We start from the raw sequence: 11,902 nt of genomic DNA on the forward strand, positions 1-11,902 counted from the left end.
CCATGACCGAACCACTCCTGATCGAGCGCGACGGCCCCGTCGTCACCTGGACCCTGAACGATCCCGCGGCCCGCAACCCCGTCTCCGACGAGGCCATGATCGAGGCGATCGAGCGCGCCGTGGATGCGGTGAACCGCGACGACGAGGTGCGGGTCGCGATCCTCACCGGCGCCGGTTCGGCGTTCAGCTCCGGCGGCAACGTCAAGCACATGCGCGACAAGGAGGGCATGTTCGGCGGCACCGCGGCGCAGCAGCGGCAGGGCTATCGGCACGGCATCCAGCGCATCCCCCGCGCGCTGTACCACTGCGAGGTCCCGACGGTGGCGGCCGTGAACGGCCCGGCGATCGGCGCGGGCTGCGACCTCGCGATGATGTGCGACCTGCGGGTGGCGTCCACGAAGGCGGTCTTCGCCGAGAGCTTCGTCAAGGTGGGGCTCATCCCGGGGGACGGCGGTGCCTGGCTGCTGCCGCGCATCGTCGGCATGGCGCGGGCCACGGAGATGGCGCTCACCGGCGAGGCCGTCGATGCGGCGACCGCGCTGGACTGGGGCATGGTCTCGAGCGTCGTCGAGCCCGACGAGCTGCCCGCTGCCGCTCGGGCGCTCGCGGACCGGGTGGCCGCGAATCCGCCGCAGGCGCTGCGCATGACGAAGCGCCTGCTCCGCGAGGGCCAGCACCAGAGCCTCGACGCGCTGCTCGAGCTCTCGGCGGCCATGCAGACGATCGCGCACTCCACCGCGGATCACCACGAGGCCGTCGCCGCGATGCTCGACAAGCGGCCGCCGCGGTTCACCGGGAACTGACCTTCGCGGGAACCGATCCCGCACATTTCTAGAACACGTTATAGTCCGCGCATGGCGCAGGACTGGGACGCGACGGCGGACGTGGTAGTGGTCGGATTCGGCGGCGCGGGCGCGGCGGCGGCGCTGGCGGCCCGCGAGGCCGGGGCCGACGTGCTGGCGCTGGATCGGTATCTCGGCGGCGGCGCGACGAACCTGTCGGGCGGCATCGTCTACGCCGGCGGCGGCACCCGGATCCAGCGGGCGGCGGGCGTCGCCGACGACGTCGAGAACATGCTCGCCTACCTGCGCCTCGAGGTCGGCGATGCCGTATCGGAGGAGACGCTGCGGCGCTTCTGCGAGCAGTCGCCCGCGATGATCGACTGGCTGATGGACCACGGCGTGCCCTTCGACCCGTCACTGTGCCCGTTCAAGACGTCCTACCCCACCGACGACTACTACCTGTACTTCTCCGGCAGCGAGAACTCCGGCGGCTTCCGCGACGCGGCGGTGCCCCGGCAGCGCGGCCACCGCGCCCACGGCCCCGGCGTCTCGGGCAAGAAGCTCTACGGGCCACTCGCCGCATCGGCCGCGGCGCACGGCGTCCGCGTGCGCACCGGCACCCGCGCGACCGGCCTGATCCTCGAGGACGGGCGGGTGGTCGGCGTCGAGGCGCGGACGATCGAGAACGCGCCCGCCGCGGTCCGCCGACGGTTCGCCCTCCTCACCCGGATCTCGGCGAAACCCGGTGTCTACCATCAGGGCCTACGCGCGACGATGCAGCGCCTGCTGGACCGGATCGAACGCCGCCACGGCCGGCCGATCCGCATCCGCGCCCGCTCCGGCGTCGTCCTGAGCACCGGCGGGTTCATCGCCAACGGCGCGATGGTCGGCGAGCACGCGCCGGGCTACCCCTGGTCACAGGGCCTGCCGCTCGGCACCGCCGGCGACGACGGCAGCGGCATCCGGCTGGGCATCGCGGCGGGCGGCGCCACCGACCGCATGGACTCCCTCTCGAACTGGCGGTTCATCGCGCCGCCCAGCGGCTATCTCGGCGCGCTCGCCGTCGACGCGGAGGGGCGCCGGATGGTCGACGAGTCCCGGTACGGCGCCGCCCTGGGCGCCGCGATCGCGGACGCGCCGGGGCACCGCGCCTGGCTGCTCGTCGACGCCGATCTCGCGGCCCGGGTGCGGGAGCAGATCGGCGAGCAGACCGTGTGGTTCCAGCGGCTCCAGTTCGAACGCCTCCTCCGCATCGGCAGCGTCTCCGCGCCCACCGTCGAGGAGGCCGCGCGGCGCGCGGGGGTCGACCCCGCCGGGCTGCGGCGCACCGTCGACGCGCACAACGAGGCGATCGCGCAGGGCCGGCCGGACCCGTTCGGCAAGCCCGACGACCTCCGCCGGCCCGCAACCAGGGCCCCGTTCACCCTGCTCGACATCTCGTTCACCGACCGGATGACCTACCCCATGCCGATGCTCACGCTGGGCGGGCTGGTCGTCGACGAGGACTCCGGCGCGGTCCGCACCGACGCCGGCACCGCGATCCCGGGCCTGTTCGCCGCGGGCCGCACCGCCGTGGGGATCTGCTCGAACTCCTACGTCAGCGGCCTCTCGCTGGCCGACTGCATCTTCTCGGGCCGGCGCGCGGGCGCCGCCGCCGTCACGCCGTCCGCCGCGCTCGACGGGGCCTAGCGCCGCTCCCCGGCGGGCAGCGCCGGGGCCATCACCCACAGGACGCGGGCACCGTCGGGGCCCGCGACGAACGTGTGCGGCCGCCCCGGGTCGAAGGTCATGGCGTCCCCCGCGGCCAGGTCGACGCCGGGCTCCGGCGGGAACGCGAGCCGCAGTTCGCCGCGCTGCACCAGGACGAACGACACTTCGGCGGGGAGGGCGTAAGCCTCGTCGCCGCTCCCGCCACCGGGCTCGACGTCACTGAGCAACACCTGGACCCGCTGCTCCCCCGACGGGGTCAGCAGGAACTCCGCGAGGCCGTCGCCGCCGAAACGCACCTGCGGATAGGCGCCCGCGCGGACGATCGAGCCGGCGGCGCCACCGTCGAAGAGCGATCCGACGGGGACCTCCAGGGCCTCGCACCACCGGACCAGCACCGCCATCGACGGTGCCGCCAGGCCCCGCTCCACCTTGGACAGATAGCCCTTGGTGACGCCGATGCGCTCCGCGACGTCCGCGAGCGTCAGGCGGCGGGCCCGGCGTGCCGCCTTCAGCGCGGCGCCCACCTGATCCGGCACGGCGAGAACGTCATCCGCCCGCACAGCAATGGCATCCAACAGATGTTTCCTTTCAGGAAACTCGAGTTGACAAGTCGGTCGACGTCCCACACTATGTGATCCGGCCCACAAAAGCAGCCCCTGCGAGAGGATCCATCCGTGTCTGACGAAACCCAGCGCCCTTCTCAGCCCCGCGGACCGGTGGATGCGAGCCTCATCCCCCGCTACTGCGGGCCGGAGACCTTCGCCCGCCTGCCCCGCCTCGACGAGGTCGACGGTGCCGCCGTCGCCGTCCTCGGGATCCCCTTCGACTCGGGCGTGAGCTACCGCCCCGGCGCGCGGTTCGGCCCCGGCCACATCCGGGCCTCGTCGAAGCTGCTGCGGCCCTACAACCCCGCGCTGGACGTCTCGCCCTTCGCGGTGCACCAGGTGGCCGACGCGGGCGATCTCGCGGTGAACCCGTTCGACATCGTCGAGGCGCTGGGGACCGTCGAGGCCGAGATCACGCGCCTGCGCGGAGGCGGGTCCAAGGTGCTCACCCTCGGCGGCGATCACACCCTCGCGCTGCCGATCCTGCGCGCCGTCGCCGCCGACCGCGGCCCCGTCGCCGTGCTGCACTTCGACGCGCATCTCGACACCTGGGACACCTACTTCGGCGCCCCGTACACGCACGGCACCCCGTTCCGGCGGGCCAGCGAGGAAGGCCTGATCGACCTCGAACGCTCGATGCACATCGGCATCCGCGGCCCGCTCTACGGCGAGCAGGACCTCACCGCCGACGGCGTGCTCGGCTTCCAGGTGGTGCGCTCCGACGACTACGAGAACGACGGCCTGGCCAGCGTGATCGAGCGCATGCGTCGGCGCCTCGCCGGGCCCGACGGTGCCGGCGGCCCCGTCTACGTCTCCGTCGACATCGACGTGCTGGACCCCGCGCACGCGCCCGGCACCGGCACCCCCGAGGCCGGCGGCATGACGAGCCGCGAGCTGCTGAACACGCTCCGCGCCCTGGTCGGCACGGACGTGGTGGGCGCGGATGTCGTCGAGGTCGCGCCGCCCTACGACCACGCCGAACTGACGGGCGTCGCCGCCGCCCACGTGGCGTACGAGCTGCTGTCCGTGCTCGCGGTGAACGCCCGATGAGCACCTTCACCGAGAGTCTCCTCGCCCGCAAGTCCGTCGATCGCATCCTCGCCGACAGCGCCGCCGCGCACGAGGGCCCGCAACTCAAGCGCTCGATGGGACTCGGCCACCTCACCGCCCTGTCGATCGGCGCCTCGCTCGGCACCGGCATCTTCGTCATCCTCGGCGAGGCGACGCCCAAGGCGGGGCCCGCCGTCATCGTCGCCTTCATCCTGGCGGCGGTCACGGCGCTGTTCTCCGCGCTCTCGTACGCCGAGATGGCGGGCACCATCCCCGTCTCCGGCAGCTCGTACTCCTACGCCTACGCCACCATCGGCGAGCTCTTCGCGTGGGTCTGCGGCTGGTGCCTGCTCCTCGAGTACGGCGTCTCCGTGGCCGCCGTCGCCGTCGGGTGGGGCCAGTACATCAACGAGCTCCTGCGCACCCTCTTCGACATCGAGCTGCCGACCGCGATCGCCGCACCCCCGGGCGACGGCGGCATCGTCAACATCCCGAGCATGGTGATCGTCGCCCTCGCCTGCCTCGTGCTCGTCGGCGGCGCGACCGAGAGCGCTCGCCTGAACACGGCGATGGTCGTCCTCAAGGTGTGCGTCCTGGTCTTCTTCTGCGCCATCGCCTTCACCGCCTTCAAGTCCGGCAATCTCAGCCCGTTCATGCCCTTCGGCGTCGACGGGATGACCGCCGCGGCGGCGATGGTCTTCTTCTCCTACATCGGATTCGACGCGGCCTCGACCGCGGGCAACGAGGCGAAGAACCCCACCCGCGACCTGCCGCGCGCGATCATCCTCTCGCTCGGCATCATCACCGTGCTCTACTGCCTCGTCGCGCTCGCGGCGGTCGGCGCGATGCCCTGGCAGGAGTTCGGCGGAACCGAGGCGTCCCTCGCGAAGATCCTCACGGACGTCACGGGCCAGACCTGGCCCGCGGTGATCCTCTCCATCGGCGCGGTGATCGCGATCGCCAGCGTGGTGCTCGCCGTCATGTACGGGCAGACCCGCATCCTCTACACGATGGGAAGCGACGGCCTGGTCCCTCGCGTCTTCGCCAAGGTCAACCCCCGCACCTTCGTGCCGGTCCGCAACATCGTGATCGTGAGCGTGATCATCGCCGTGCTCGCGGGCTTCGTCCCCCTCGGCGAACTCGCGAACGCCACGTCGATCGGCTCGCTGTTCGCGTTCGCGCTGGTCAACGTCGGTGTGATCCTGCTGCGCATCAACCGCCCCGATCTGCCTCGCAGCTTCAAGACGCCCCTGTTCCCCCTGATCCCGGTGCTCGGCATCGGCTTCTGCATCTACCTCATGCTCCAGCTCGAGGTGCAGACCTGGATCGCCTTCGCCGTCTGGTCCGCGGTGGGCCTCGCGGTGTACTTCGCCTACGGCTACCAGCACTCACGGCTGCGGCAGGACGTCGACCTCGCGAAGGACGCGCGATGACGGTCACCGTCGGGATGTTCCAGGGGCCGGAGGGCCTCGGTCCGGAGCCCGACGTCGCGCGGAACCTGGCGGCGATCGACGGCGCCGCCGCCCGCGCGGCCGCCGCGGGAGCCCAGATCCTGGTCACGCCCGAGATGTCGGTGACCGGCTACGACATCGGAACGGCCGCACGAGCCCTCGCCCGCCCGCGCGGCGGCGAATACCACGCGGCGATCGCGGGCATCGCCGGCCGGCACGGCGTCGCGATCGTCGCCGGCTACCCGGAGCTCGACGACGGCACCGTCTTCAACGCCGTCACCGTCGTCGCGCCCGACGGCGCCGAGCTCGCGCACTACCGCAAGACGCACCTGTTCGGCGAGCTCGACCGCGCGATGTTCGCGCCGGGCGGCGAGCTGCCCGTGCAGTTCGACCTCGGCGGCCTGCGGTGCGGGCTCCTCATCTGCTACGACGTGGAGTTCCCCGAAGCCGTACGCGCCCAGGCGGACGCGGGCGCCGACCTGCTCCTGATCCCCACGGGACTGATGGAGCCGTTCGGCCGCATCGCGGAACAGGTCGTGCCCGTCCGCGCCTTCGAGAGCCAGCTGTACATCGCCTACACCAACCACTGCGGCCGCGAGACCTCCCTCGAGTACTGCGGCCTGAGCACCGCCGCGGGACCCGACGGCGACGTCGTGGCCCGGGCCGGGCGCGACGAGGAACTGCTCGTCTTCACCGCCGACCTCGAAGCGCTGCGCGCGGCGCGGATCGCCAACACCTACCTGCGCGACCGGCGTACCGACCTGTACTGAGCCCCGCCACCCCAGGAGCCCACATGACCCAGCCCGCCATGCCCGCCCACGAACCGTCCGCCTCCGACGCTCCCCTGACGATGTTCGGGCCCGACTTCCCCTTCGCCTACGACGACTGGGTCGCGCACCCCGACGGCCTGGGTACGGTGCCCGACGAGGTGCGCGGCACCGAGGTCGCCGTCATCGGTGCTGGGCTCGCCGGGCTGACCGCCGCCTACGAGCTGGCCAGGCTCGGACTGAAACCCGTGGTCTACGAGGCCGATCGGATCGGCGGGCGGATGCGCAGCGAGCGCTTCGACGGCTACGCCGACGACCTCGTCGCGGAGATGGGCGCCATGCGCTTCCCGCCGTCGTCGACCACGCTGCAGCACTACCTCGACCTCGCGGGTCTGGAGACCGAGGCCTTCCCCAACCCCCTCGCCGAGGCGACGCCGAGCACCGTCATCGACCTCAAGGGCCGCAGCCACTACGCCCGCACCACCGCCGATCTCCCGCCCGAGTTCGCCGAGGTCGCCCGCGCCTGGGACGCGACGCTCGCCGACTACGCCGACGCCGCCGAGCTGCAGGACGCGATCCGCGCGCGCGACGTCCCGCGCATCCGCGCCGTGTGGTCGCGCCTGGTGGAGGAACTCGACGACCAGACCTTCTACGGCTTCCTCACCGCCTCCAAGCACTTCCGCTCGTTCGCGCACCGGGAGCTGTTCGGGCAGGTCGGATTCGGCACGGGCGGCTGGGACACCGACTACCCCAACTCGATGCTGGAGATCCTCCGCGTCACCTGCACCGCGGCCGACGACCACCACCGCGGCATCGTCGGCGGCGCGGACCGGCTGCCGAAGCACCTGTGGGAGAGCCCGTTCGACGGTGCGCGGTCCGTCCGGGACCTCAACGACGGCGCGCACCGTCCCGCGGTCACCGCGATCCGGCGCACCGCCGGCCCCGGCGGCGCCCCGGCGTACACCCTGACCGACGCGGCGGGCGAGACCCGCACCTTCCCGGCGGCGGTCTTCACCGGCCAGGCGTGGATGCTGCTCAACACGATCGACTGCGACGACGACCTACTGCCGATCGACCACTGGACCGCGGTGGAGCGCACCCACTACATGGGCAGCTCCAAGGTCTTCGCCCTGGTGGACCGCCCCTTCTGGCGCGACGTCGACCCGGCGACGGGCCGCGACACGATGTCCATGACACTCACCGACCGCATGAGCCGCGGCACCTACCTCCTGGACCACGGGCCCGACCGGCCCGGCGTGATCTGCCTGTCCTACACCTGGTCCGACGACTCGCTCAAGGTCCTGCCGCTGGACGTGAACGCGCGGCTGGACCTCATGCTCAAGTCGCTCGGCGAGATCTACCCCGGCGTCGACATCCGCAGCCACATCATCGCCACCCCCAAGACGGTCTCGTGGGAGACGGAGCGGTACTTCATGGGCGCCTTCAAGGCGAACCTGCCCGGGCACTACCGCTACCAGGAGCGGCTGTACACCCACTTCATGCAGGAGACCCTCGACCCGCGGCACCGCGGCTTCTTCCTGGCCGGCGACGACATCTCGTGGACCGCCGGGTGGGCCGAGGGCGCGCTGCAGACGGCGCTCAACGCGGTCTGGGGCGTCGTGCACCACCTCGGCGGGGGTACGGCGGAGACCAACCCCGGGCCGGGCGACGTCTTCGCCGACATCGCCCCGGTCCGGCTCGGCGACGAGCGGGGCGCGCGCGCCTGAGGTCGGTCGCGAGATCGGTCGGCGCGGTCAGTCGCGGCGCAGCGCGGTCACCACGCCCCCGTCGGCGGGGATCATGGTGACGTTGCGGTGCCGCGGCTGCTCGGCGGGCGCGTCGGTCATCGCCAGATCGACGCGCAGCAGGATCTGCGTGATCACCGCCCGCAACTCGGCCATCGCCAGGCCGGCGCCGAGGCAACGGCGGGTGCCGCCGCCGAAGGGCATCAGCTTCTGCGGCGAGGGCTTCACGCCGAGGAAGCGGTCGGGGTCGAAGGCGTAGGGCCGCGGGTACAGGTCCTCGCGGTGGTGCAGAAGCAGGATCGAGACCAGCGCGATCACGCCGCGCTCCACGACGTACGGCCCGAACCGCCAGTCCGACAGCAGTTCCCGCGCGACGACCGGTACCACCGGGCGGTTGCGCATCGATTCGTTGATGAGCGCCTCGATGTACGCGTCGTCGCCGGAGCGGGCGGCCTCCACGGAGCGGCGGTACACCTCGGGGTTGCGGGTGAGCCGTTCGAAGGTCCACGCCACCGAGTTCGAGGTCGTCTCGTGCCCGGCGAGGACCAGCGTGAGCAGCTCGTCGCGGATCTCGCTGTCCGCCAGGGGCGCACCGTCGTCGCCGCGGGCCGCCATGAGCACGGTGAGGATGTCCGAGCGGCCGGCCCCGTCGGGGCCGTCGGCACCCTCGCGCCGCCGCTCGGCGATCACGGCGTAGATGGCGCGGTCGAGCGGACGCAGGATCATCTTCAACACGCCCCGCGGCTCGGGGCTGCGCGCGTTCACCAACTGCACGGCGGTCGCGAGCGGGTGCGTCGAGAGCTGCAGCAGCCGGATCATCGACGTGCGGACCCCACTCTCGGCGGCGGTGGCACCCGCCTCGTCCTCGATCCCGAAGACGGCCGACATGATGACGTCGAGCGTGATCTGCTGGCCGATGTCCGCCAGGGCCACCGGCTCGCCCGTCGGCCACTCGTCGATGCGGTGCGCGGTGGCGGCGTCGATCCGCCGCTGGTACTCGGTGACCGCCCGGCCGTGGAACTGCGGCAGTAGCAGTCCGCGCTGCTGCTTGTGCCGCGCGCCGAGCGCCGTGAGCACCGAGTCCGGGCCCACGATGGGCCGCAGCGGCGAGAAGCGGGTGGCGGACGGCGCCTCGTCGGGCCGCGACATCAGCGAGGCGACGTGCGCGGGGTTCGACACGATCACGATCTGCCCGGGGCCGCCGGCGAACTCGGACCGGAAGACGTCGCCGTACCGCTCCGCGGCGCGGAAGGTCACATCGCCCTCGCGCAGCGTGTAGCTGAGGGAGGCCCGGAGCGGGCCCATCGGGAGCGACGGGGCGGCGCGCAGGGCAGCGGCTTCCCCGGCGCCGACGGGACCCGCCTCGGCGGCGTTGCGGCCGTCGAGGCCCGGGCGCGCGGGATCGCGCAGGTGCCATTCGGGCTCGGGGATGGACAGGGTGCGCGCGACGGTGCCGCCGAGCCCGGTGCCGATACCGGTCCGGAAGGCTCGTGTGATCGTGGTCATGGCGTCCTCCTACGTCGATTGTGCACGCCGAACGCGGCGCGCGGGCGGGCCGTCGGGATCGTCAGGGAACGACGGTGCCCCCGGGGCCGGTCCGGCGATCCCGGGCGGCCATCGCGCGGTGGATGTCGCGCGCGCCGAAGTCGAGGCCGTCGCGATCGTGGGTGAGCCACAGGATCGCGAGGACGAACGCTGCCAGGACGAGAACGGTGATCATGGCCTTCTCCTTCTCCGGTGCCCGGTCGGTGTTCCGGGTCGCCTTCGACGCTACGAACCCGATCCGCGCAGGTCAGCGTGCCCAGGAAGGAAATCCGGGTCCGCCCGGAGGCGGGCGCGCGGATCCGCCCCAGGGTGGGCGACCGGGCGGCCCCGCGCGGCTACGATGCACACCATGCGCTGGCTGCGGTGGTTGGAGGCGCGGTACCGGCGGGACTTCGAGTTGCTCGGCTACGAGTACCCGCCGTACTACATGATGATCACCGAGGCGGCGATGCTCGCGCTGGTCGTCGAGGCCGCGGTCCCCCGCTACCTCGCGGGGCCGCAGGGTGCGCAGTGGGGGTTCCTCACCGCGGCCGTCGTGCTGTCGCTCGTGCACACCGCGGCGAGTCTCCTGCGCAAGGGCAGCGTCTCCCTCACCGCGCACTCGATCGCCGTCCTGACCGCCTCCGCGCTGTTCTGGTGCGCGCCCACGCCGTTCGACGTGGTGCCGCTCATCGTGATCCTCGGCATCACCCAGGTCGCGGCCGTGACGCCCTTGCGGGTGACGGTGGCGCACCTCGTGGCCTACTTGGCCGTGGTGATCACCGCGGGCCTGCTCGGCGCGATCCACCAGGCCTGGCTCATCGCGCTCACCGTCTGCTTCGGCGCCGCCGTCGGGCAGCTGCTGCAGAACCAACTGCTACTGCTCCGCGCCGAGCGCGACGCCCACGCGTCGCGGATCGCCCTGGATCGCGCGACCATCGCGGGCGAGGTGCACGACGTGGTGGCGCACTCGCTGGCCGTGGTGCTGCTCAACGTGACCGCAGCCCGTCGGGCACTCGAATCCGGCGACGACCGGGACGAGGCCGTCGACGCCCTCCGGGACGCCGAGACCCAGGGCCGCTCCGCGATGAAGGACATCCGCACCACCATCGAGCTGCTGCGCACCGACGGGGCCGGATCGGCCCAGCCCGGTCTCACGGACGTCCCCGAACTCGTCGCGTCGTTCGAGCGCGCCGGCCTCGCCGTGGACCTGGAGCACCGGGCACCGTCGACCGAGCTCACCGCGAGCGCGGGGCTCGCGGCCTTCCGGGTGGTGCAGGAATCGCTCGCCAACGCCGTGAAACATGCGCCGGGCGCGCAGGTCTCCGTCCGCGTCGGGCCGGGACCGGCCGGCCGGCTCGGCGTCCGGGTCTCGTGCCCCGTGCCCGACGGTGCCCGGCGCGCCCCCGGGGGATCCGGGCTGACGGGCATGCGGGCGCGCGTGGAGAGCGCGGGCGGCACGCTCAGCGCCGGCCCCGTCGACGGCACCTGGCTGGTGGACGCATCCTTCCCGACCGGGACCGGTTCCGGCGCAACCGATTCGATCGAAGGAGAACGACCGTGACCGACCGACCGATCCGACTGCTCCTCGTGGACGACCAGGACCTCGTGCGCCTCGGGCTGCGCCGGATCCTGCGCCGCCGCGACGGGTTCGAGGTGGTCGGCGAGTGCGCCGACGGCGACGAGGTGACCGCGGCCGTCGCCGCGGCCGCACCGGACGTGGTGCTCATGGACCTGCGGATGAAGCGGGTCAGCGGGATGGAGGCGACCCGGCGCCTCACCGCGTCCGCGGGCGCGCCACCGGTGCTGGTGCTCACCACCTTCCGCGACGACGACCTGCTCTCCGAGGCCCTTCGCGCGGGCGCGTCCGGATTCGTCTTGAAGGACTCGCCCGCGGAGGAGCTGATCCGCGCGGTGCGGCTCGTCGCCGGCGGCGAGGCGGTGCTCGACCCCGCGGTCACCGGCCGCGTGCTCGAGACCTACCGCACCGCCGCACCGGCGCCGGCGGCACCATCGGGCGAGGCGACGCGCCTGACGTCCCGCGAGGTGGACGTGCTCGAGCTCGTCGGCCGCGGGCTGTCCAACGACGACATCGCCGCCGAACTGGTGATCTCGATCGTCACCGTGAAGAGCCACATCGGCTCGATCTTCACCAAGCTCGGCGTGCGCAACCGCGCGGAAGCGATAGTTTTCGCGTTCGATCACGGAATCGTCCGGCCCGGCGGCTGACGGCCCGGCGCCTGACGCGCTAGAACGGGTGGAGAGTGC

The 11,902-nt window shown here is 72.6% G+C and carries 11 protein-coding genes; 8 read left to right on the forward strand and 3 right to left on the reverse strand.

What is annotated here, in order from left to right; all coding sequences use genetic code 11:
• Window positions 1-2 precede the first annotated feature (2 nt).
• Both ACM9LD_RS15085 and ACM9LD_RS15090 read left to right on the forward strand, forming a co-directional pair.
• Window positions 3-803, forward strand: coding sequence for a crotonase/enoyl-CoA hydratase family protein (locus ACM9LD_RS15085; RefSeq protein WP_415677426.1), 801 nt, complete (start codon window positions 3-5; stop codon window positions 801-803).
• Window positions 804-854: 51 nt separating this feature from the next.
• Window positions 855-2,471, forward strand: coding sequence for an FAD-binding protein (locus ACM9LD_RS15090; RefSeq protein WP_415677427.1), 1,617 nt, complete (start codon window positions 855-857; stop codon window positions 2,469-2,471).
• Here the strand turns inward: ACM9LD_RS15090 and ACM9LD_RS15095 are convergent.
• Window positions 2,468-3,028, reverse strand: coding sequence for a helix-turn-helix domain-containing protein (locus ACM9LD_RS15095; protein WP_415677428.1), 561 nt, complete (start codon window positions 3,026-3,028; stop codon window positions 2,468-2,470). The genes ACM9LD_RS15090 and ACM9LD_RS15095 overlap by 4 nt on opposite strands.
• A 138-nt stretch (window positions 3,029-3,166) precedes the next feature.
• Here ACM9LD_RS15095 and speB point away from each other — a divergent pair, with 138 nt between their 5' ends.
• The 4 genes from speB to ACM9LD_RS15115 are packed head-to-tail and all read left to right on the forward strand — an operon-like array spanning window position 3,167 to window position 8,092.
• Window positions 3,167-4,147, forward strand: a complete 981-nt coding sequence (gene speB / locus ACM9LD_RS15100) for an agmatinase (RefSeq protein ID WP_415677429.1) — start codon at window positions 3,167-3,169, stop codon at window positions 4,145-4,147.
• Window positions 4,144-5,580, forward strand: a complete 1,437-nt coding sequence (locus ACM9LD_RS15105; RefSeq protein ID WP_415677430.1) for an amino acid permease — start codon at window positions 4,144-4,146, stop codon at window positions 5,578-5,580. The genes speB and ACM9LD_RS15105 overlap by 4 nt, the downstream gene beginning before the upstream one ends.
• On the forward strand, window positions 5,577-6,368 hold the full coding sequence (locus ACM9LD_RS15110; RefSeq protein WP_415677431.1) for a carbon-nitrogen hydrolase family protein: 792 nt from the start codon (window positions 5,577-5,579) through the stop codon (window positions 6,366-6,368). Before ACM9LD_RS15105 ends, ACM9LD_RS15110 begins: the two co-directional genes overlap by 4 nt.
• Before the next feature lie 23 nt (window positions 6,369-6,391).
• Window positions 6,392-8,092, forward strand: a complete 1,701-nt coding sequence (locus ACM9LD_RS15115; protein ID WP_415677432.1) for a flavin monoamine oxidase family protein — start codon at window positions 6,392-6,394, stop codon at window positions 8,090-8,092.
• A 27-nt stretch (window positions 8,093-8,119) separates the two neighbouring features.
• Here ACM9LD_RS15115 and ACM9LD_RS15120 read toward each other — a convergent pair whose 3' ends face one another.
• Complete coding sequence (locus tag ACM9LD_RS15120) at window positions 8,120-9,616, reverse strand: cytochrome P450 (RefSeq protein WP_415677433.1); 1,497 nt, start codon at window positions 9,614-9,616, stop codon at window positions 8,120-8,122.
• A 61-nt stretch (window positions 9,617-9,677) separates the two neighbouring features.
• Window positions 9,678-9,830, reverse strand: coding sequence for a hypothetical protein (locus ACM9LD_RS15125; RefSeq protein WP_415677434.1), 153 nt, complete (start codon window positions 9,828-9,830; stop codon window positions 9,678-9,680).
• 174 nt (window positions 9,831-10,004) lie between these two features.
• Here ACM9LD_RS15125 and ACM9LD_RS15130 point away from each other — a divergent pair, with 174 nt between their 5' ends.
• Both ACM9LD_RS15130 and ACM9LD_RS15135 read left to right on the forward strand, forming a co-directional pair.
• Window positions 10,005-11,198 (forward strand): sensor histidine kinase, encoded by a 1,194-nt coding sequence (locus tag ACM9LD_RS15130; protein WP_415677435.1) that lies wholly within the window; start codon window positions 10,005-10,007, stop codon window positions 11,196-11,198.
• The gene (locus ACM9LD_RS15135; RefSeq protein WP_415677436.1) at window positions 11,195-11,863 is read left to right on the forward strand and encodes a response regulator; all 669 of its coding nucleotides are present in this window, start codon (window positions 11,195-11,197) and stop codon (window positions 11,861-11,863) included. The genes ACM9LD_RS15130 and ACM9LD_RS15135 overlap by 4 nt, the downstream gene beginning before the upstream one ends.
• The last annotated feature ends 39 nt before the right edge of the window (window positions 11,864-11,902 follow it).

Origin of the sequence: Tsukamurella hominis (assembly GCF_965137015.1) — a bacterium.
GTDB lineage: Bacteria > Actinomycetota > Actinomycetes > Mycobacteriales > Mycobacteriaceae > Tsukamurella > Tsukamurella hominis.